Annotated in this window: 20 protein-coding genes; 9 read left to right on the forward strand and 11 right to left on the reverse strand. The window is 70.3% G+C overall.

The features are described 5' to 3' along the window. Positions 1 to 4: 4 nt before the first annotated feature. From AB0M70_RS34490 to AB0M70_RS34520, 7 genes are all read right to left on the reverse strand, one after another. Complete coding sequence (locus AB0M70_RS34490) at positions 5 to 451, reverse strand: response regulator (RefSeq protein WP_365826403.1); 447 nt, start codon at positions 449 to 451, stop codon at positions 5 to 7. Continuing rightward, on the reverse strand, positions 448 to 2,019 hold the full coding sequence (locus tag AB0M70_RS34495; protein ID WP_365826641.1) for a CHASE3 domain-containing protein: 1,572 nt from the start codon (positions 2,017 to 2,019) through the stop codon (positions 448 to 450). Before AB0M70_RS34495 ends, AB0M70_RS34490 begins: the two co-directional genes overlap by 4 nt. Positions 2,020 to 2,089: 70 nt before the next feature. Next, entirely contained in the window at positions 2,090 to 3,361 is a 1,272-nt protein-coding gene (locus tag AB0M70_RS34500; RefSeq protein ID WP_365826405.1) for a fused response regulator/phosphatase, read from the reverse strand. A 343-nt stretch (positions 3,362 to 3,704) separates the two neighbouring features. After that, the gene (locus tag AB0M70_RS34505; protein WP_365826407.1) at positions 3,705 to 4,274 is read right to left on the reverse strand and encodes a DUF664 domain-containing protein; all 570 of its coding nucleotides are present in this window, start codon (positions 4,272 to 4,274) and stop codon (positions 3,705 to 3,707) included. 32 nt (positions 4,275 to 4,306) lie between these two features. After that, positions 4,307 to 4,693: a VOC family protein gene (locus AB0M70_RS34510; protein WP_365826409.1), complete on the reverse strand. Its 387-nt coding sequence runs from the start codon at positions 4,691 to 4,693 to the stop codon at positions 4,307 to 4,309. Continuing rightward, the gene (locus AB0M70_RS34515; protein WP_365826411.1) at positions 4,690 to 4,983 is read right to left on the reverse strand and encodes a metalloregulator ArsR/SmtB family transcription factor; all 294 of its coding nucleotides are present in this window, start codon (positions 4,981 to 4,983) and stop codon (positions 4,690 to 4,692) included. The genes AB0M70_RS34510 and AB0M70_RS34515 overlap by 4 nt, the downstream gene beginning before the upstream one ends. Positions 4,984 to 5,060: 77 nt before the next feature. Beyond that, the gene (locus tag AB0M70_RS34520) at positions 5,061 to 5,906 is read right to left on the reverse strand and encodes an IclR family transcriptional regulator (RefSeq protein ID WP_365826413.1); all 846 of its coding nucleotides are present in this window, start codon (positions 5,904 to 5,906) and stop codon (positions 5,061 to 5,063) included. Between the two features lie 119 nt (positions 5,907 to 6,025). Here AB0M70_RS34520 and AB0M70_RS34525 point away from each other — a divergent pair, with 119 nt between their 5' ends. The 3 genes from AB0M70_RS34525 (at position 6,026) to AB0M70_RS34535 (ending at position 9,777) form a co-directional block, all read left to right on the forward strand. Next, entirely contained in the window at positions 6,026 to 6,985 is a 960-nt protein-coding gene (locus AB0M70_RS34525) for a 5-dehydro-4-deoxyglucarate dehydratase (RefSeq protein WP_365826643.1), read from the forward strand. A 68-nt stretch (positions 6,986 to 7,053) separates the two neighbouring features. Next, positions 7,054 to 8,391: a gluconate:H+ symporter gene (locus AB0M70_RS34530; protein WP_365826415.1), complete on the forward strand. Its 1,338-nt coding sequence runs from the start codon at positions 7,054 to 7,056 to the stop codon at positions 8,389 to 8,391. A 54-nt stretch (positions 8,392 to 8,445) separates the two neighbouring features. Continuing rightward, entirely contained in the window at positions 8,446 to 9,777 is a 1,332-nt protein-coding gene (locus AB0M70_RS34535) for an enolase C-terminal domain-like protein (RefSeq protein ID WP_365826417.1), read from the forward strand. A gap of 9 nt (positions 9,778 to 9,786) precedes the next feature. Here the strand turns inward: AB0M70_RS34535 and AB0M70_RS34540 are convergent, their stop codons facing one another. Next, the gene (locus AB0M70_RS34540) at positions 9,787 to 10,689 is read right to left on the reverse strand and encodes a GntR family transcriptional regulator (RefSeq protein ID WP_365826420.1); all 903 of its coding nucleotides are present in this window, start codon (positions 10,687 to 10,689) and stop codon (positions 9,787 to 9,789) included. 115 nt (positions 10,690 to 10,804) lie between these two features. Between AB0M70_RS34540 and AB0M70_RS34545 the strand changes: the two genes are divergently transcribed. The 5 genes from AB0M70_RS34545 to AB0M70_RS34565 all read left to right on the forward strand — a co-directional run bounded on the left by AB0M70_RS34545 (position 10,805) and on the right by AB0M70_RS34565 (position 15,849). Continuing rightward, entirely contained in the window at positions 10,805 to 12,409 is a 1,605-nt protein-coding gene (locus AB0M70_RS34545; protein ID WP_365826422.1) for an MFS transporter, read from the forward strand. Between the two features lie 219 nt (positions 12,410 to 12,628). Then, the gene (locus AB0M70_RS34550; protein WP_365826424.1) at positions 12,629 to 13,201 is read left to right on the forward strand and encodes an HPP family protein; all 573 of its coding nucleotides are present in this window, start codon (positions 12,629 to 12,631) and stop codon (positions 13,199 to 13,201) included. A 99-nt stretch (positions 13,202 to 13,300) separates the two neighbouring features. Further along, a complete protein-coding gene (locus AB0M70_RS34555; RefSeq protein ID WP_365826426.1) occupies positions 13,301 to 14,134 on the forward strand; it encodes an aldo/keto reductase in 834 nt (277 codons plus the stop codon). 105 nt (positions 14,135 to 14,239) lie between these two features. Beyond that, positions 14,240 to 14,437, forward strand: coding sequence for a DUF6479 family protein (locus AB0M70_RS34560; RefSeq protein ID WP_365826429.1), 198 nt, complete (start codon positions 14,240 to 14,242; stop codon positions 14,435 to 14,437). 11 nt (positions 14,438 to 14,448) lie between these two features. Beyond that, a complete protein-coding gene (locus AB0M70_RS34565; RefSeq protein ID WP_365826431.1) occupies positions 14,449 to 15,849 on the forward strand; it encodes an NADP-dependent succinic semialdehyde dehydrogenase in 1,401 nt (466 codons plus the stop codon). Here the strand turns inward: AB0M70_RS34565 and AB0M70_RS34570 are convergent. Next, positions 15,843 to 16,523, reverse strand: coding sequence for a TetR family transcriptional regulator (locus tag AB0M70_RS34570; protein WP_365826433.1), 681 nt, complete (start codon positions 16,521 to 16,523; stop codon positions 15,843 to 15,845). The two genes, AB0M70_RS34565 and AB0M70_RS34570, sit on opposite strands and share 7 nt — an antisense overlap. A 152-nt stretch (positions 16,524 to 16,675) precedes the next feature. On the opposite strand from AB0M70_RS34570, the gene AB0M70_RS34575 reads away from it, so the two are divergent. Then, entirely contained in the window at positions 16,676 to 17,803 is a 1,128-nt protein-coding gene (locus AB0M70_RS34575; RefSeq protein WP_365826435.1) for an NAD(P)/FAD-dependent oxidoreductase, read from the forward strand. A gap of 25 nt (positions 17,804 to 17,828) precedes the next feature. Here the strand turns inward: AB0M70_RS34575 and AB0M70_RS34580 are convergent, their stop codons facing one another. Together AB0M70_RS34580 and AB0M70_RS34585 are read right to left on the reverse strand one after the other, a co-directional pair. Further along, positions 17,829 to 18,251, reverse strand: a complete 423-nt coding sequence (locus tag AB0M70_RS34580) for a hypothetical protein (protein WP_365826437.1) — start codon at positions 18,249 to 18,251, stop codon at positions 17,829 to 17,831. A 121-nt stretch (positions 18,252 to 18,372) separates the two neighbouring features. Continuing rightward, entirely contained in the window at positions 18,373 to 19,338 is a 966-nt protein-coding gene (locus AB0M70_RS34585; protein ID WP_365826439.1) for an LLM class F420-dependent oxidoreductase, read from the reverse strand. Positions 19,339 to 19,391 lie beyond the last annotated feature (53 nt).

Below are 19,391 nucleotides of genomic sequence, written 5' to 3' on the forward strand. Positions count from 1 at the left end.
GAATCTACTGGCGGCGTGGCAGGCGTACCACCTGGACGAAGAAGTCATCGATCTGCCGTACCGCGGCGATGAACTGGTCCAGGTCGACCGGCTTGGTGACGTAGGCGTTCGCGTGCAGTTTGTAGCTGCGCAGGATGTCCTCCTCCGCCGCCGACGTGGTGAGCACCACCACCGGGATGTCCTGCAGGTCCGGGTCCGACTTGATCTTCTCCAGGACCTGGCGCCCGTCGTACTTGGGGAGGTTGAGGTCGAGCAGGATCAGATCGGGACGCGGCGCCGAGGTGTGCTCGCCGCGCCGGTAGAGGAAGTCGAGCGCCGCCTCGCCGTCCCGCACCACGTGCAGGTTGTTGCGGATCTTGTTGTCCTCGAACGCCTCGCGCGTCATCAGCTCGTCGCCCGGGTCGTCCTCCACGAGGAGCACGTCGATCGGCGCGGCATCAGGGGTGGTCATGTCAGGGCCTTTTCCTCGTTGCGGGATGCGGTGTTCTCGGTGGCGTTCTCGGCGGTGTCAGTGTCGGCGTCGGTCCCGGCCTCGGACGGCAGAGTGAAGCACAGGCGCGTTCCCTCGTCCTGTCCGCTGTCGATCCAGATGTGTCCGCCGTGATGCTCGACGATCTTCTTGCACAGCGCCAGGCCGATGCCGGTGCCTCCGTAGGCGTCCCGGCCGTGCAGGCGCTGGAAGATGACGAACACCTTCTCCGCGAACTCCTCGGGGATGCCGATGCCATTGTCGGTGACGCTGAAGCTCCAGATGCCCGAGTCCTCGTCCTCCTCGCACGTGATCCGGATGCGCGGGGTGCGTTCGGGGTGGTGGAACTTGACGGCGTTGCCGACGAGATTCTGCCAGAGCATCGTCAGGAGCGTCGGGTCGCCGACGATCTCGGGGAGATTGTCGGGGCGTTCGACGATCGCGCCGGTGTCACGGACGGAGGTCTCCAGATTGGCCAGTGCCTTGCCGAGGGCCTGGTCGAGGTCGACGGGCACACTGGCGTCGTTGAGACGCCCGACGCGGGAGAAGGTCAGCAGGTCGTTGATGAGGACCTGCATGCGCTTGGCGCCGTCGACCGCGAAGTCGATGTACTGCCTGCCGCGGTCGTCGAGTGTGTCCCCGTACCGCTTCTCGAGGAGCTGACAGAAGGAGGCGACCTTGCGCAGGGGCTCCTGCAGGTCGTGGGAGGCGACGTAGGCGAACTGCTCCAGTTCGGCGTTGGAGCGGCGCAGTTCCACCGCCTGGGCGTCCAGTTCGGCCGCCTGCTTGGTCAGCGCGTCGCGCCGGCTGCGTGAGGCGCCCAGTTCCTCCACTATCTGCTGCCGCATGCCCTCGACGTCCGCGGCCACCGCCCTGAGGTCCGCAGGGCCGTCGATCGTGATGACGTGGTCGAAATCACCGCGCGCCACCTGGCGGGACGAGACGCGCAGCGCGTCCAGGGGCCGGACCACCAGCGCGCGCACCAGGAACGCCAGGATGATCCCGGCCAGTACGAAGACCACGACCATGGCGCCCAGGATCACGGTGCGCACCGTGCGCGAGCTGTCCAGCTCGTCCTTGCCGTCGTCGACGGCCGCGGCCAGATCGGAGTTCTGCGTGGCCCATGCGGTGCGGATCTGGTCGAAGACCTCCTTGCCGCGCTTGGTGTCCTCATCGGCGACGGCGCGTGGCCGGCCGGGTGTGACCTCGTCCACCAGTGGCTGGGCGTAGGCGCGCCGCCAGTCCGCCGCCTCCCGCTGGACCGTGTCGAGGTCCGCCAGCAACTGTGGCTGGTCCGCGAGGAGCCTGCGGAGTTCGGCGGCGGCGCGGACCTCGTCCCGCTTGCCCTGGGTGTAGGGCTGCAGGAACTGCCGGTCGGCGGTGATGGCGTAGCCCCGGACACCGGTCTCCTGGTTCACCAGGGCGGCCTGCAGGCGGTAGGTCTGCGTGCGGGCCGGCTGCAGGCGGTCGACCAACTTGTCCGTCACGTCCGCGGTCTGCCCCAGCAGCCGGACGCCGATCACGGTGCCGGCCACCACCAGGAGCACCATCAGGGCCAGCACCAGCTGGAACCATCCCTGCACGGTCAGCCGCCGGCCGATCCGTGTCCTGCTCGTCGTCTCAACCACGGCGCTGTTCTCCGATGCTGCTCTTGTACCGGCCCTCGACGACAGATCTCGTCGGGCCTTCCTTGTCCCCGTGCCAGTGCAGGTGAACCACGGCCACGTCGTCGGCCAGGCCGCCCTGCTCCTCGGCGAGGTCTTCGGCGCGCTGGATCAGCGTGTCGACGAATGTCTCGGGTTCCAGGTCGCCCAGCTCGCGCGCGAGCCCCAGCAGCCCTTCTTCGCCCAGTCGCTCGCGTCCGTTTCCTATGTGCCCCTCGAAAAGGCCGTCGGTGAACAGCACCAGGGCCGACCCCGCGGGCAGGGCCACTTGCTCGACCGGCCAGAGCGAGACACCGGGTGCGACGCCCAGGGCCGGGCCTCCGGACGTCTCCACCCACTCGACACCGCCCTCCGCGCTGCGCAGCAGCATTCCGGGGTGGCCCGCGCGCGTCACCTGCGCGTGCGCCGCCCCGACCGGCACGGAGAGACTCGTCAGCGTGGCGAAGACATACGGCTTGACCCGCTCGGCCAGCATGATCTCCTCGAGTCGGCCCACCTGCTCGGCGCCGGTGACGCCGCTGAGCACCAGGGTGCGCCAGGCGATGCGCAGGGCGACGCCGAGGGCGGCCTCATCGGGGCCGTGGCCGGAGACGTCCCCTATGAGCGTGTGGACGGTGCCGTCCGCGCCCTGGACGATGTCGTAGAAGTCGCCGCCCAGCAGAGCCTGGGCGCGGCCGGGGCGGTAGCGGGCCACGACCTCCACGCCCGCGCTGTTCAGGAGCGGCCTGGGCAGCAGTCCGCGCTCCAGGCGGGCGTTCTCCTGTGCCTGCATGTGGCTGGCCTGCAGGGCGACGGCTGCCTGCTCGGTCTGCTTGCGCTGGATCGCGTAGCGCACGGCCCGGCCGAACAGTTCCGGTTCGACGCGGCCCTTGACGAGGTAGTCCTGGGCTCCGGCGGCCACGGCGGCGGAGCCGGTCTCCTCCTCGGCGAGGCCCGTGAGCACGACGATCGCGACCTGCTCGGCGCGGGACCGGATCATGGAGACGGCTTCGAGGCCCTGGGCGTCCGGCAGGTGCAGGTCGAGCAGCACGCAGTCCGGCACCTCCATGGTCAGTGACTCACGCGCCTCGGCCATGGAACGCACCCACTGCAGCCGCATCTTCAGGGCGCTGTCGGCTACGAGCTCCTCGACCAGGAGTGCGTCGCCGGGATCGTCCTCGACCAGCAGCACCAGCGGCGGCGACAACTGACGGGCCGCCGCAGAGTCACTTGCGCCGGCCGAACGCACGCCGGAAGTCCATGGCTGTGACGCCACCGCAATTCTCCCGCCCTTCCCACCCGGTAAGTTCGCCTGGCCATGCGGCCGTTGCCTTCGGCATTTCCGCTGTGACTATGCCGCAACGGCTGTCAAACGGTCTCCGGATCTTCGCACAATGCGCACACGGCTCGGTAGCCGACCGTCAAGGACGGGGAGCTGCCACCGATCGGCGCATGAGGGCGGGACAGGGACAGGAACGAACACAGGTGGCGCATACCGCGAAAGCCTATGAGCAGGGCATTTCCGTCATCCAGTCACCCCAGCCCCTTCGCACTTGACACCTGACACCTGACACCTGGCCTGGCATCACGCGTCACTGTCCCACCCTGCCGTCGATGCATTCGCGCAACAGGTCGGCCTGCCCGCAGTGGCGGGCGTACTCCTCGATCCGGTGCACCATCAGCTCGCGGACGGCGAAGCCGTCCTTCCCCAGGCGCTCGCCCAGGTCGGGGTGCTCGGCCAGTTCGGCGTCCAGTGCCGCCTGCTCGCGCGCCAGGTCGGCATACGCGGCATCGACCACGGCCTGCTCGCCGACGGCACCGTGGAAGTCGGCGTCGCGCTCGCCGTACAGCTTCGGCAGGGGCTCGCCGTCCCTGATCCAGTTGCGCCAGTCCCGTTCGACCTCGGCGAGGTGGCGCAGCAGCCCGAGCAGCGAGAGCGTCGACGGCGGGACCGAGCGCCGGGCCAGTTGCTCCGCGTCCAGGCCCTCGCACTTCATCTTCAGGGTCATGCGGTAACTGGTCAGGAAGTCCCGCAAGGTCGCCGGCTCGCCGTCCGGACTGACTCCGTCGCTGTTGCGGGGGTCGTCCTCCGGGTCCGCCCACATGTCGGGGTAGGTGGTGGCCTTGCTCCAGCGTTCAGGTCGCTCGCTCATGCGGGCCATGGTCGTCCGCGCGGGCCCGGCGCGCCACCGACTTAACCGCCGTGCTGGATCTGGATGAGGTTGCCGCAGGTGTCGTCGAACACCGCGGTGGTGACCGGGCCCATCTCCGTCGGCTCCTGGGTGAACGTCACGCCGAGCTCACGCAGCCGGGCGTACTCGGTGGCCACGTCCTGCACGGCGAAGGAGGTCACCGGGATGCCGTCCGCGACCAGTGCCGTCTTGTACGGCTGCACGGCGGGATGGCCGGAGGGCTCGAGGAGCAGTTCCGTGCCGTCCGGGTCCTCCGGCGAGACCACGGTCAGCCACCGGTCCTCGCCGACGGGGACGTCATGCTTCTTCACGAAGCCGAGCACGTCGGTGTAGAAGCGCGCGGCCTTCTCCTGGTCATCGACGAAAACGCTGGTCAGGTGGATCCTCATGGTGTGTGCTCCGGTGCTTGGGGCCTGAGCCATCGGGTCACAATGTGCTCAAGCGGTTCGGTGTTCAGGTCGTGGAACTTGTAGCGGCCCTCGCGTCGCGAACGGACCAGGCCGGCGGACTCCAGGACGGCCAGATGCTGGCTGATCGCCTGGCGGGACAGCCCGAGACCGTAGTTGTTCACCAGCCTGGCGCATATCTCGAACAGGGTCTGACCGTCCCGTTCCACCAGCCCGTCAAGGATGTACCGACGGGTGGGGTCGGCCAGCGCCTTGAACACATCGTCCGACATGACCACCACCATAGGCAAGTGAGGACTTGCCTATCAAGTCGGAGCCCTGCCGCCGTCCACCGGTCCGCTTCGGGCGGTCAGCGCCAGTCGGGAGCGCCCGAGACGGGCGACTGCAGGCTTTCGATCTTCGTCTGGATTTCTTGCATGACGGACACGACGCGGCTCTGGTGTGCGTCGGTGAGCCGGGCCACGGGCACCGAACAACTGATGGCGTCGACGGCCGGGGCGTCGTACCGCAGGGCGAATCCGAAGCCGGCGATGCCGGTCACCGTTTCCTCGCGGTCGATGGCGTAGCCGCGCTCACGCACGCGTCCGAGGTCGGCGATCAGGGCCGCGCGGTCGGTGTGCGTGCTCGGGGTGCAGGACTCCAACGGGCCGTCAGGGAGCGGGAGTTCGCCGTCCAGGCGCTCGGCGAGCAGCGCTTTTCCCAGGGCTCCGGCGTGCACGGGGACCCGGCGGCCGACCCGGCTGATGGTGCGCAGATACTCGTGCGACTCACGGGTGGCGAGGTACACCACATGCGGGCCATCGAGCCGCGCCAGGTGGATCGTCTCGCCCAGGGCGTCCGAGGCCTCGTCCAGATACGGGCGGATGGCACGCACCCGCGCGTCACCGTCCAGATAACTCGTGCCCGTGAGCAGGGTGCGGATCCCGATGCCGTAGAGGGATCCGGTGGTGTCCGTGCGCACCCAGCCGCAGTCGACGAGGGTGCGCAGCAGTTGGTACATGCTGCTGCGCGGCACGCGCAACTCCTCGGCGAGCTCGTCCAGGCGGGCGGGCCGGTCGGCGCGCTCGGCGAGCAGTTCCAGGAGCGCCACGGTGCGCAGCGCCGACTTCACTCCGCGGACGCCCGCGCCCGCCCCGGAATCCACCCCAGGGCCCGCCCCGGGGACCGCTCCGGGGGCCGTCTCGCTCTGCGCCATGCGCCCATCGTAGATCCGCGGCGTCCGGCCATTGACCCCGGTCGTTCATGACTCTAGCCTCCATTCTCATACGTGGACGTCATCTGCATATAGAGATGAGATTCGTGAGCGCGCTCAGCATGGACAAGCTCAGTACGACGCCCCAGGACATCGCCCGCCGACTGCGGGAAGGCATGGCACGCGGCGTGCTGTCCTTCCCCCTCACGAGCATGGGAAGCGACGGCAGCCTCGACGCGGAGGCCTACCGGACTTACCTGACCGCCCAGTTGGCGACGGAGCCCGGTGCGGTGTTCCCCGCGTGCGGGACCTGCGAGTTCTTCTCACTCGACGAGGAGGAGTACCGCACGGTCGTCAGGATCACCGTCGAGGCCGCCGACGGCCGCCTGCCGGTGGTGGCGGGCACCGGATACGGGTGGGCCCAGTCCCTGCGGTTCGCCAGGATCGCCGAGGAAGAGGGCGCCGACGCCCTCCTGGTGATGCCCCATTACCTGGTGGAGGCCTCGCAGGCCGGCCTGGTGGAACAGCTGCGCCGCATCTCCGCCGGCACCCGGCTGCCCCTCATCGCCTACCAGCGCGGCCAGGTCACCTTCACCGCCGACGCCCTGCGCGAGATCGCCGACATCCCCACCGTCATCGGCCTCAAGGACGGGCACAGCGACCTCGACCGGCTGCAGCGCCTGACCCTGGCCGCCCCCGAGGACTTCCTCTTCTTCAACGGCGCCGCCACCGCGGAGATCCAGGCCCGCGCCTACGCCACCGTCGGCGTACCCGCCTACTCCTCCGCCGTGCACGCCTTCGCCCCCGAGATCGCCGACGCGTTCTTCGCCGCGCTGCGGCAGCGGGACGACACGGCGGTGGACCGGCTCCTGCGGGAGTTCTACGTCCCCCTGGTCGAACTGCGCGACCGGGCGCCGGGCTACGCCGTCGCCCTGGTCAAGGCCGCCGCCCGGCTGCGCGGCCTGCCGGTCGGCCCGGTGCGCGCGCCCCTCACCGACCCCGGACCGGCCGACATCGCCGACCTGGAGAAGGTCCTGAACGCCGGACTCGAGCTGGTCTCGGCCCCTCGCAGCAGGGCCTGAACGCCCTGCCCTTGCTGAACTCCCCACCCCCCACACCGACTTGAACCACAGTTCAAAGGGGAACTGAAATGCCGCTCGTCGTAGTCGGGGTCAGCGTCTTGATCCTGTTGTTCCTCATGACCCGCCTGAAACTGAACGGCTTCGCCGCCCTGCTCCTCGTGGCGGTCGGCGTCGCGCTGGTGCAGGGGATACCGGTGGCCACGATCCCGGACGTCCTCTCCGAGGGCATCGGCGGCCAGATCGGCGACACGATGCTGGTCATCGGGCTCGGCGCCATGGTCGGCCGTGTCATGGGGGACTCCGGTGCCGCCCAGCGCATCGCCAACAAGATGCTGGACGCGTTCGGACCGCGCTGGGTGCAGGTGGCCATGGTGGTCACGTCCATGCTCATCGGCGTCACCATGTTCTACGAAGTCGCCTTCATCATCATCGTGCCCATCGCGTTCACCCTCGTACGCGTCACCGGCGCGAAGCTGCTGTGGATCGGGCTTCCGATGTCGATCACGCTCTCCACGATGCACAGCTTCCTGCCGCCGCATCCCGGCCCCACCGCCGTGGCCGCCACGTTCCACGCCTCCGTCGGACTGACCCTGGTCTACGGCCTGTTCATCGCGATACCCGCCGGCGCGCTGATCGCACTGGCGTGGCCCCGGCTTCCGTTCGTCAAGGCGATGAACCCCACCATCCCCACGGGCCTGGTCAGCGAGCACGAGTTCACCGACGAGGAAATGCCCGGCATGGGCTGGTCCCTGGCCGTGGCCCTCTTCCCCGTCGTACTGATCGCGGGCGCCTCGGTCACCGAGATGGCCACCTCCGCCGAGAGCCCGTTCCTGCACTTCGTCACCTTCATCGGCTCGGCACCGATCGCCCTGCTCCTGACCCTCCTCCTGGCGATCTGGGCGTTCGGGCCGCGCATCGGCCGCAGCCTCTCCGACGTCAGCGCTTCCTGTACGTCCGCGGCCAAGGCCATGGCCATGATCCTCCTGGTGATCGGAGCGGGCGGCGCCTTCAAGAACGTCCTCGTCGAAGGCGGCATCTCCGACCACATCAAGGACACCACCGACGGCTGGGCCATCTCACCGCTCATCCTCGCGTGGCTGATCGCGGTGATCCTGCGCATCGCCCTCGGCTCCGCCACGGTCGCCGTCGTCACCGCCTCCGGTGTCGTCCTGCCGCTCCTGGCGGGCAGCGGCATCCACCCCGAGATGCTCGTGCTCGCCGTCTCCTGCGGATCGATCGCCTTCTCCCATGTCAACGACCCCGGGTTCTGGCTGTTCAAGGAGTACTTCAACCTCTCGGTCATCGAGGCGATCAAGGTCCGCACCACCTATACGACGGTGCTCGCGATCCTCGGCCTCGGCGGCGTCCTCGCGGTGGAGTGGGCCCTGGACGTCCTGAGCCTCTGACCCCCGCCCCCCTTACATCCCACCCCCGCTCTCACACCCAAGGAATCGCCGATCATGAACAGGCAGCCGACCGTCACCGCGTTCAGCGTCTACCCGGTCGCCGGCCGGGACTGCATGGAGCTCAACCTCTCCGGCGCCCACGGCCCCTACTTCACCCGCAACATCGTGGTCCTCAAGGACTCCGACGGCCGCACCGGCCTGGGCGAGGTACCGGGCGGCGAGAAGATCACCCAGACCCTGCGCGACGCCGAGTCCCTCGTCGTCGGCGCCCGCCTGGGTGACTACAAGCGCGTCCTGCGCGAGATCGGCGACCGCTTCGCCGACCGCGACTCCGGCGGCCGGGGCGCCCAGACCTTCGACCTGCGCACCGCCGTCCACGCCGTCACCGCCGTCGAGTCCGCGCTGCTCGACCTCCTGGGCCAACACCTGGAGGTGCCCGTGGCGGCGCTGCTCGGCGACGGACAACAGCGCGACTCCGTACGCGTGCTCGGCTACCTCTTCTACGTCGGCGACCCCGACCGCACCGACCTCGACTACGTCCGCGAGCCCGACGCCCCCGTCGACTGGCACCGCATCCGGCACGAGGAGGCCCTGACCCCCGAGGCGATCGTCCGGCAGGCCGAGGCCGCCTACGACCGTTATGGCTTCCGCGACTTCAAGCTCAAGGGCGGCGTCCTGGAAGGCGCCCAGGAAGTCGCGGCCGTACGCGCCCTGAAGGACCGCTTCCCCCAGGCCCGCATCACCCTCGACCCCAACGGCGCCTGGTCCCTGCGCGAGGCGATCGAGCTGTGCGCTCCCCTGACCGACACCCTCGCCTACGCGGAGGACCCCTGCGGCGCCGAGGGCGGCTACTCGGGCCGTGAGGTCCTCGCCGAGTTCCGCCGCGCCACCGGACTGCCGACCGCCACCAACATGGTCGCCACCGACTGGCGCCAACTGACCCACGCCCTGGCCCTGCAGGCAGTCTCCATACCCCTGGCCGACCCGCACTTCTGGACCATGCAGGGCTCCGTACGCGTGGCACAGCTGTGCAACGCCATGGGTCTCACCTGGGGATGCCACTCCAACAACCACTTCGACATCTCCCTGGCCATGGTCACCCACTGCGGGGCCGCGGCCCCCGGCGACTACAACGCCCTGGACACCCACTGGATCTGGCAGGAGGGCCTGGAGCGCCTCACCACCACCCCGCCCCGCATCGTCGACGGGGAGATCGTCGTACCCGAAGCACCCGGTCTCGGCGTCGAGCTCGACATGGACCGGCTCCTTGCGGCCCACGACCTCTACAAGGAGAAGGCCCTGGGCGCACGCGACGACGCCACCGGCATGCGCCACCTCATCCCCGACTGGCAGTTCGACAACAAGCGCCCCTGCCTGGTGCGGTGACGACTGCGCTCACTGCTTGGCGATGAGCGCCTCGACCCCGTCCAGGAAACGCTGGAGCCCGAACTCGAAGAGCGTGCCCAGTTCGAGATCGAAGTCGTCGTCGCCGAAGAGGTCGAAGAGGACCGGATAGGCCCCGCTGGACTGGATCGCGTCCATGCGGGGCTCGTTCGACGCCATCCACTCCTCGGGGGTCATGCCGGTGTCCTGCCGCGCCTGGGACTCCAGCTCCATGGCCAGCGTGACTCCCTGGGCGTACCCCAGCAGCGTGAGATGGACATGGATCATCTGGTACGGCGAGAGCCCGAGCCCGCTCAGGGCGGCCAGGACCCGCTCCGTGTAGCGCATCGCATGAGGGGAGGCCATCGGCCGGGTCAGCCCGGCCATGGCCCGCCCCAGCCAGGGGTGACGCTCGTAGCGTTGCCACAACCACCGCGCCTCCTGCGCCAGTTGGGCCCGCCAGCCGTGCGGCCGCGGACCCGACGGTTCCTCGCTGAACACCGTCTCGGACATCAGCCGTACGAGCTCACCCTTGCTCGGGACATGCCGGTACAGGGCCATGGTGGAGACCCCGAACTCGGCCGCGACGCGCCGCATGGACAGCGCCGCCAGACCCTCCGCGTCGGCGAACGCGATCGCGGAGCGGATGATGCGCTCACGCGTCAGCCCCTGCCCCGACGCGGCACGGCGTTCGCGCACGGGCTCCGCCACGACCGTGCCGACACCGGGCACGGCGCGCACCAGACCCTCCTGCTTCAGTGCGGCGAGCGCCTTCGTGGCGGTCGCCATCGCGACACCCCATTCCTGGGTGATGTGCCGGGTGGAGGGGACACGGTCGCCCGGGGCGAGAGCGCCGGAGTCGATCCGGTGACGGATGTCTCGTGCGATACGGAGATAGGGCGGATCGGTGGCCATGACCGCACTGTACTAGTGCACTTCATCCCCACTCCCCCAGTACAGCAGCGGCATGAACGGAGGTGCACTAGGCCATTGTTTGCGGCGTACGCGTCGACCCGATTGCGTGTCGGTCATGGAGAACACCCCCGGCCCCCTCGCGGGCCGCAAGGAATGGTCCGCCCTCGGCGTCCTGATGCTGCCGCTGCTGCTGGTCTCGATGGACGTCTCGATCCTCTACTTCGCGATTCCCTACATCAGCCAGGACCTGGAGCCCAGCGCCACGCAGCAGTTGTGGATCCTGGACATGTACGGCTTCGTCCTCGCCGGGCTGCTCATCACCATGGGCGCCCTCGGCGACCGGATCGGCCGGCGCACGCTGGTCCTCACGGGCGCCGCCGTCTTCGGCGCCGCCTCGGTCGCCGCCGCCTACGCGCACTCGGCCGAACTGCTCATCGCCGTACGGGCGTTGCTCGGGCTCGGCGGCGCCGCCCTGATGCCCTCGACGCTCGCCCTGATCCGCAACCTCTTCTGGGACGAGAAGCAGCGCCGCAAGGCGGTGACCGTGTGGACGGCCGTCATGACCACCGGCATCTCGCTGGGCCCGGTGGTCAGCGGTCTGCTCCTGGAACACTTCTGGTGGGGCTCGGTCTTCCTGATCAATCTGCCCGCGATGGTGCTGCTGCTCGCCCTGGTGCCGTTCCTGGTGCCGGAGTTCAAGTCGCCGCAAGAGGGCCGCTTCGACGTCCTGAGCGCGGTGCTCTCCCTCGCCGCCCTGCTCCCGGTCATCTACGGCATCAAGGAGATGGCCCAGCACGGCTATGAGCCCCTGCCCGCCCTCGGCGTCACCTCGGGTCTTGTGCTCGGCTACGTCTTCGTGCGGCGCCAGCAGGGTCTGGCGCACCCGATGATCGACCTCGGGCTCCTTGGCCGCCGGGCCTTCGGCGGCCCGATGGTCGCCAATCTCCTCGCCATGTTCGCCACGGTGGGCATGGCCGTCTTCCTCACGCAGTATCTGCAGTCCGTCCGCGGCATGAGCCCCTTCGAGGCCGCCCTGTGGAGCATGGTGCCGGCGGCGGGCATGGCCGTCATGGCTCCGACCGCGGCGGTGTTCGCGCAGCGTGTCGACCGCGCGTATGTCATGGGCGGCGGCTTCCTCATCTCCGCCTGCGGATTCCTCTGGCTGACCCAGGTGCACACCGACACGGCTCTCTGGGTCACCCTGGCCGCGGCCTCGGTCTACGCGGGCGGCCTGGTCGCCGCCATGACGCTCGCCAACGAGCTCGCCCTGGGAGCCGCCCCTCCGGAGCGTGCGGGTTCGGCGGCGGCCGTCCTGGAGTCGGGCCAGGAGCTGGGCGGGGCCCTGGGCATGGCGATCCTCGGCTCCATCGGCGCGGCGGTCTACAGCCGCGACATGGCCGACGCCCTGCCGGCCGGCATCCCGCAGGCCGACGCGGTGCGCGAAACCCTGGGCGGGGCGACGACCGTGGCCTCGCACCTCCCGGCCGAGACGGCGCGGAGCGTGCTGTCGGCCGCGCGCGACGCCTTCACCCACGGCATGGGCTACGCCGCGATCGGGGCGGCCACCGTCATGGCGGCGGCGGCCTTCTTCTCCTTCGCGCGGCTGCGGGGCGCGGGCAGCACCGGAGCTGGCGCCGGTGCTGGTGTAGGTGCTGGTGCTCCCAGCGAGCCGCACAGTGCGCCCGACGCCGCGCAACCGGCCGGAAGGGCACACCGCTGATTCCGTGTCACGCCTGGTCAGGGCGGTGATCGCGGGACCTGGCCGCAGGTCCCGCGACCGGGCTTCGTAGGATCTTGGGTGAGTACGCGGACGCCCCGACCCCGGGCCGCCGATGCTGCCCGCGCTCCCTGCCGACCGCAGGGGCGGCCGTGGCGACTCCTGCCCTTTGTCATCCCGCCGTCCGGGTCTCCCGCCGGCTGAAGTCCGGAACGTCCTTACTTGAGCACCGACGAAATCATCGAGGCGCCGCCCGCGCCTGCCTCGCCGCGCCCCACTCCCCCTGTCCGTCCCCGCATCCTGCCCCGCCTGGCGGGCCGCGCCCCCGCCCCGCCGCCGACGAGCACCACCCTGCACAACATCAGCGCCGTCACCGCGGTGCTGCTGGCCCTGGTGGCGGTCGGTTCCGTCGTCCACGAGCCGGTGCTCATACCCCCGCTGGCGGCCTCCGCTGCGATCGTGCACAGCGCCCCCGGGCTGGCCCTTGCCCAGCCGCGCAGTGTGATCGCGGGCCATCTGCTGTGCGCCGGTGTCGGGTACGCGATCCTGGCGGTGCTCGGCAGCGCCCCGTGGGCCGCGGCGCTGGCCGCGGGCATCGGCCTCGCCGTGATGACCGTGGCGCGCACCCCGCACTCGCCGGCCTGCGCCACCGCGGTCGTCATCGTCCTGCACCATCCCCGGCCGGCGACGTTCGTGCCGCTGCTGGCCGGGGCGGTCGTCGTGGTCGTCCTCGCGGGATGGGCGGCCTCGTGTGCCCGGCCCGGCGCGCCGCGCTATCCCGCGTACTGGTGGTGATCGCTTGTGCGTCGGCGTCGGGCAGTGTGAAGTTCTCGGCGTGACGTCCGTGGCCCGCACGCGCAGACGTACGCACAGAGACACGAGAAGGGACATGCGATGACAGTGGCCAAGACGGTGACGTTCCCCTCGGGTGTGAGCGTGCCCGCCCTGGGCCAGGGCACCTGGCGCATGGGCGACGATCCCGCGCGCCGCGCCGAGGAGCTCGCCTCCCTCCGCCGGGGCCTGGACCTGGGCATGACGCTGATCGACACCGCCGAGATGTACGGCAGCGGCGCCTCGGAGGAGCTGGTCGGCGAGGCGATCCGCGGGCGGCGGGACGAGGTGTTCCTGGTGAGCAAGGTGCTGCCGTCGAACGCCGACGCCCGCGGCACCGTCGACGCCTGCCGGGCCAGCCTGCGCCGCCTGGGCACCGACCGGATCGACCTGTACCTGCTGCACTGGCGGGGTGGGGTGCCCCTCGCCGAGACCGTCGAGGCCCTCGAAGGTCTGGTGAGCCGCGGCAGCATCGGCGCCTGGGGCGTGAGCAACCTCGATGTCGACGACCTCTCGGAACTCCCCGAGGGCGCCCTTCCGCAGACCGATCAGGTGCTCTACAACCTCACCCGCCGCGGCCCCGAGTACGACCTCTTTCCCTGGTGCCGTGAGCGTGCGGTGCCTCTGATGGCGTACTCACCGCTGGAGCAGGGGCGCCTGCTCGGTCAGCGTGCCCTGGAGTCCGTGGCGTCCGCGCACGGCTGCACCCCGATGCAGGTGGCGCTCGCCTGGGTGCTGCGGCACGACGACGTCATCGCCATCCCGAAGGCTTCCACCCCGGCGCACGTGGAGGAGAACCACGGCGCTCTCGACGTCAGCCTCACCGAGGCGGACCTCAAGGCTCTGGACGCCGCGTTCCCGGCGCCGGTCCGCAAGGAGCCGCTGGAGATCCTCTGATCCGACGCGGGCGGGGGAAGTGTGCGCTCCGCATGTCAGGGCACCCGCAAGTCCTGCGCATGCTTCCCCGCGCAGGTCGCTCTAGGGTGAATTCGGAGGCCGTACATGACCCTCGCCGCAGGCGGATCCTCGTCACTGTTGCTGATCATCGGCGTGGTGATCGTCCTTGTGCTGCTCGCCCTCTTCTGGTTCGGACGGCGGCAGGTCACCCGACGCCCCAACCCACCGCAGGAGCCCCAGCCGCGCGCGAATTCCTGGGAGGAGCCCCACGAGGGCCCCTCGCACTCGCGTCAGGCGTCTTGAGGAGGAACGGCATGCCCATCGCCACGGTCAATCCCGCCACCGGTGAGACGCTCGAGACCTTCGAGCCGCTCGAGGACGCCGAGGTCATGCGCCGTGTGGCGGCGGCCCACGCCGCGTTCGGCGAGCACCGCACCAGCAGCTTCGCCGAGCGTGCCCGGCTCATGAACCGGGCGGCCGATCTGCTGGAGGAGGACAACGCGTTCATCGCCCGGACCATGACCACCGAGATGGGCAAGCCCATCAAGGCGGCGAGGGCCGAGGCGGCCAAGTGTGTGAAGGCCATGCGCTGGTACGCCGAGCGCGCCGAGGGGCTGCTGGCCGACGAGCACCCCGCGCAGGAAGACGTGGAGGACTCCGGGGCAAGCCGGGCGATCGTGCGCTACCGCCCGCTGGGCGTCGTGCTCGCGGTGATGCCGTGGAACTTCCCGCTGTGGCAGGTCGTACGGTTCGCCGCCCCCGCCCTCATGGCGGGCAACGTCGGTCTGCTCAAGCACGCGTCGAACGTGCCGCAGACCGCCCTGTACCTCGAAGATCTCTTCCGCCGCGCCGGGTTCCCCCAGGGCTGCTTCCAGACGCTGCTGATCGGCTCGGGCGCCGTCGAGGCCATCCTGCGCGACGAGCGGGTGGTCGCCGCGACCCTCACCGGCAGCGAACCGGCAGGACGCTCGGTGGCCTCCACCGCGGGTGACGAGATCAAGAAGACCGTCCTGGAACTGGGCGGCAGCGACCCCTATCTCGTGCTGCCGAGCGCCGACGTCGAGCGTGCCGCCGCGACCGCGGTGACCGCCCGGGTGCAGAACAACGGACAGTCCTGCATCGCCGCCAAGCGCTTCATCGTGCACACCGACGTCTATGACGCCTTCCGGGACCGGTTCGTCGCGGGCATGCGGGAGCTGACCGTCGGTGACCCGGCGAGCGAGGACACGGACATCGGTCCGCTCTCCACCGAACAGGGCCGCGCCGATCTGGAGGAGCTCGTCGACGACGCGCTCGCCCATGGCGCCACCGCACTGTGCGGCGGGCAGCGCCCCAAGGAGCAGGAGCGGGGCTGGTACTACTCCCCCACCGTCCTCGCCGACGTGACCGAGCACATGCGCATCCACCGCGAGGAGGCGTTCGGCCCGGTGGCCACGCTCTACCGCGTGGCGGACCTGGACGAGGCCGTCACCCTGGCCAACGACTCGCCGTTCGGGCTCAGCTCGAACGTGTGGACGCGCGACGACGCGGACATCGAACGCTGCGTACAGGACCTCCAGGCGGGCGGCGTCTTCTTCAACGGCATGACCGCCTCCCACCCCGGCTTGCCCTTCGGCGGCATCAAGCGCTCGGGCTACGGACGTGAGCTGGCGGGCCACGGCATCCGCGAGTTCTGCAACGCCACGACGGTCTGGTACGGCCCGACCGATCAGTGACCGGCGGTGATGCCGGTCAGGATGAGGTCGATCCCGGCGAGGAACTCCGTCCGGTCGTCGTGCACGCGTAGCTGATCGGCGACGCTGCGGAGGAACGCGTACTCCTCGGGGTCGAGAGCGGACCACGCGGCCGCGGCGGCGTCGAGGAAGTCGGTGCGGCTGGTGTCGGGTCGGCGTGCCTGGTGGGCGCGGGCGTCGGCCGCGTTCTGGCCGCCCACGCCGAGGATGTAGTTCAGGAACGCGGACGCGGCCGTGAACTGGTCCTGGCGGGGGACGCCGAGCGCCTGGACCTGGCGACCGATGTGTTCGAAGACCCGCAGCATCGGCGACTGCCCCGGAGCGCGGGAGAGTTGTGTGCCGACCCACGGATGCGCCTCGATCGCGTCGAACACGCCGAGCGCGAGGGCGCGGATCGCCTCTCGCGGCGTCGCCTCGGTGGTGCCGGCGGCCACGGTCCGGGTGATGACGGCGTCGGTGGCGGCGTTGAGCAGCTCCTCCTTTCCCGCGACGTGCCAGTAGATCGCTCCGGGGCCCGTGGCGAGGCGCTCGGCCAGCACGCGGAAGGTGAGCCCGCCCTCGCCCGCCGAGTCGAGCAGTGCGATCGCCGCCTCGACGATGCGCTCCCGGGAGAGCGGTTCCTCTCGTCGCTCCGCACGACGCGTCCTCGTTGCCATGCACACATCCTGGCATATCTCTGGAACCTCGTTCCAGCTTGACATCTCTGGAACGAGGTTCCAGTGTGTTGGTGGAACGTTTGTGGAACGTCATTCCAGAGGTGCTGCTCCGTCGGAGGCCACCCGGGAGGCGCATGACCAGAGGAGCCCCCATGAACACGCACACCACCGACATCGCGATCATCGGCGCCGGCCTGGGCGGTCTGACCCTCGCCCGCGTCCTGCACATCCACGGCATCGCGGCCACGGTCTACGAGGCGGAGGCCTCACCCACGGCCCGGTCACAGGGCGGGATGCTCGACATCCACGACGACACCGGCCAACCGGCGCTCCAGGCCGCGGGCCTCATGGACGAGTTCCGGGACCTCATCCTGGAGGGCCGCGAGGCGACACGGGTCCTGGCCACGGACGGCACCGTCCTGTACGACGACGACAGCGCACGCGGACGCCCCGAGGTGCAGCGCGGCGCGCTGCGCCAGATGCTGCTCGACTCCCTCCCGGACGGCACCGTCCGGTGGGGCCACAAGGTCAGTGGGGTTCGCTCCCTGGGCGACAGCCGCCACGAAGTAGCCTTCACCGACGGCAGCAGCGTCGTCACGGGTCTGCTGATCGGCGCGGACGGCGCCTGGTCGCGGGTGCGGCCACTGCTCTCCGACGCCACGCCCGAGTACATCGGCAGATCGTTCGTCGAGACCTATCTGTACGACGCCGACGCCCGGCACCCGGCCGCCGCGAAAGCGGTGGGCGGCGGATCGCTGTTCGCGCTCGCGCCGGGGAAGGGGATCCAGGCACACCGGGAAAGCGGCGGGACCCTGCACACCTACGTGGCGCTCACCGAACCGAAGGAGTGGTTCGCCGCCATCAATTTCACCGATGCCGCGTCGGCCACCGCACGGATCGCGCAGGAATTCGACGGCTGGGCGCCCGAGCTCACCGCACTGATCACCGACGGCGAGACCGCCCCGGTCCTGCGCACGCTCAACGACCTGCCCGCCGCGCACCGGTGGGAGCGCGTGCCGGGCGTGACCCTGCTCGGTGACGCCGCCCACCTCGCGGCGCCGAACGGCGAGGGCGCCAACCTCGCCATGTACGACGGCGCCGAACTCGGCAAGGCCATCGCCACCCACCCGCGAGGCATAGAGGCCGCCCTCACCTCGTACGAGCAGGCCATGTTCCCCCGCAGCGCCGCCGCCGCCACCGACGGCGCCCAGCTCCACGAGCTCCTCTTCGGCGACGACGCGCCGCACGGCCTGGTCGGCATGTTCGACGGAGGCGCGTAGCCCCCGCCGGAATCCGCGCTGCCGCTCAGTGGCCCGGCAGCGGCGGCTCGCCCTCTTCGGCGCCCGTCAGGCGCAGTTGGACCTGCACCTCCTGGTCGCCCGACACGTTGCCCCTCGGCGAGACGACGAAGGCCGATTCGAGCGTGGACCGCAGCCGGTCCACCGCCACCGGGCTGCCCTGGAGGTCGGCGGTGACGGGCCCCGCGAGCAGCACACCGCGCACCGGACCCGGACTGTCGGCGGCGAGGAACCCGCCGGTCCAGACGGCGGGGCGGGGCTGTTCCGTGCGGTGGGGCGCGTCCTCGCCGCGGTCGGAGGGGAAGTGGGCGCGCAGCACCCCGAAGACGGCGTCCGCGTCGGCCGCGGAGCACTCGCCGAGTACCACTTGCACCAGGTCCGGGGAGTCGGACTGCACGGTGGGGGTTGCCGGGTCGGGTGTGTCGTTCACGCTGTGCTCCAGTGGGATCGCGGGGCCTGATGTGTGATCACGGGTACCCGATGTGCGGGCAGGTATCTGGGGGTGACGGCACCCGAACTGCTCAGAGCTGCTCAGAGGTCGCGCGACCTGCTCAGAGATCGCGCAGCGCGGGCAGCAGCTTCTTCTCCGCCCAGTCGATGAAGGGGCGTTGCTGGTCGCCGCCCACCTGGACGAGGGCGACCTCCGTGAAGCCCGCATCGACGAAGGGGCGTACGGCGTCCACGAAGGTGTCGACGTCGTCGCCGCACGGGACCTGCTTCGCCATGTCCTCGCGGGTGACGAACTGAGTGGCGCCCGCGAAGCCGGAAGGGCCGGGCAGTTCGGAGTTGACGGGCCAGCCGCCGACCGACCAGCGGAACTGGTCGTGGGCGCGGGCGATGGCCGCGTCCTTGTCGGTGTCGTAGCAGACGGGCAGCTGACCGACGCGGGGCTTGCCGCTGCCGCCGTGCCGGTCGAAGGATTCGACCAGGTCGCCCTTGGGCTCGGTGGCGATGACCAGGTCGGCCTTGCGCCCGGCCAGCGCGCAGGACCGACCGCCGGAAACAGCCACTCCAATGGGCGGCAGCTTGTCGGGGACATCCCACAGGCGGGCGTTCGACACGTCGAAGTGGGTGCCCTGGTGGTTGACGTTGTCGCCGGTGAACAGCGCGCGGATGATGTCCACCGCCTCCTCCAACATCTCCAGGCGGACCTGCGGCGCAGGCCAGCCCGCGCCGACGACGTGCTCGTTGAGGTTCTCGCCCGAGCCGAGGCCGAGCCGGAAGCGGCCCTCGGAGAGCAGCTGCATCGTCGCGGCCTTCTGCGCCACCACGGCCGGGTGATAGCGCACCGTCGGGCAGGTCACGTACGTCATGAGCGGGATCCGCGAGGTCGCCTGCGCCGCCGCGCCGAGCACGCTCCACGCGTAGGGCGCGTGCCCCTGCGAGTCGAGCCAGGGGAAGTAGTGGTCCGAGGTGACGGAGAAGTCGAACCCGGCCTGCTCCGCCGCGACGAGGTCGTCGACGAGCGCACGGGGGCCAGCTTGCTCGGTCATCATCGTGTAGCCGATTTGCACCATATTTGTACGCTTTGCCGAACTGCTCCCGCTGAAACCTCACCGTTCGCGGGCGC

The sequence above is a fragment of the Streptomyces sp. NPDC051214 genome, assembly GCF_040682375.1.
Lineage (GTDB): Bacteria > Actinomycetota > Actinomycetes > Streptomycetales > Streptomycetaceae > Streptomyces.

Excerpts from the sequence above, each read along its gene's own strand:
- AB0M70_RS34490 (WP_365826403.1), bottom strand. The coding sequence starts at position 451 with ATGACCACCCCTGATGCCGCGCCGATCGACGTGCTCCTCGTGGAGGAC.
- AB0M70_RS34495 (WP_365826641.1), bottom strand. The coding sequence starts at position 2,019 with ATGGTGCTCCTGGTGGTGGCCGGCACCGTGATCGGCGTCCGGCTGCTG.
- AB0M70_RS34505 (WP_365826407.1), bottom strand. The coding sequence starts at position 4,274 with ATGGCCCGCATGAGCGAGCGACCTGAACGCTGGAGCAAGGCCACCACC.
- AB0M70_RS34510 (WP_365826409.1), bottom strand. The coding sequence starts at position 4,693 with ATGAGGATCCACCTGACCAGCGTTTTCGTCGATGACCAGGAGAAGGCC.
- AB0M70_RS34515 (WP_365826411.1), bottom strand. The coding sequence starts at position 4,983 with ATGTCGGACGATGTGTTCAAGGCGCTGGCCGACCCCACCCGTCGGTAC.
- AB0M70_RS34520 (WP_365826413.1), bottom strand. The coding sequence starts at position 5,906 with ATGGCGCAGAGCGAGACGGCCCCCGGAGCGGTCCCCGGGGCGGGCCCT.
- AB0M70_RS34525 (WP_365826643.1), top strand. The coding sequence starts at position 6,026 with ATGGACAAGCTCAGTACGACGCCCCAGGACATCGCCCGCCGACTGCGG.
- AB0M70_RS34530 (WP_365826415.1), top strand. The coding sequence starts at position 7,054 with ATGCCGCTCGTCGTAGTCGGGGTCAGCGTCTTGATCCTGTTGTTCCTC.
- AB0M70_RS34535 (WP_365826417.1), top strand. The coding sequence starts at position 8,446 with ATGAACAGGCAGCCGACCGTCACCGCGTTCAGCGTCTACCCGGTCGCC.
- AB0M70_RS34540 (WP_365826420.1), bottom strand. The coding sequence starts at position 10,689 with ATGGCCACCGATCCGCCCTATCTCCGTATCGCACGAGACATCCGTCAC.
- AB0M70_RS34545 (WP_365826422.1), top strand. The coding sequence starts at position 10,805 with ATGGAGAACACCCCCGGCCCCCTCGCGGGCCGCAAGGAATGGTCCGCC.
- AB0M70_RS34555 (WP_365826426.1), top strand. The coding sequence starts at position 13,301 with ATGACAGTGGCCAAGACGGTGACGTTCCCCTCGGGTGTGAGCGTGCCC.
- AB0M70_RS34560 (WP_365826429.1), top strand. The coding sequence starts at position 14,240 with ATGACCCTCGCCGCAGGCGGATCCTCGTCACTGTTGCTGATCATCGGC.
- AB0M70_RS34565 (WP_365826431.1), top strand. The coding sequence starts at position 14,449 with ATGCCCATCGCCACGGTCAATCCCGCCACCGGTGAGACGCTCGAGACC.
- AB0M70_RS34570 (WP_365826433.1), bottom strand. The coding sequence starts at position 16,523 with ATGGCAACGAGGACGCGTCGTGCGGAGCGACGAGAGGAACCGCTCTCC.
- AB0M70_RS34575 (WP_365826435.1), top strand. The coding sequence starts at position 16,676 with ATGAACACGCACACCACCGACATCGCGATCATCGGCGCCGGCCTGGGC.
- AB0M70_RS34585 (WP_365826439.1), bottom strand. The coding sequence starts at position 19,338 with ATGGTGCAAATCGGCTACACGATGATGACCGAGCAAGCTGGCCCCCGT.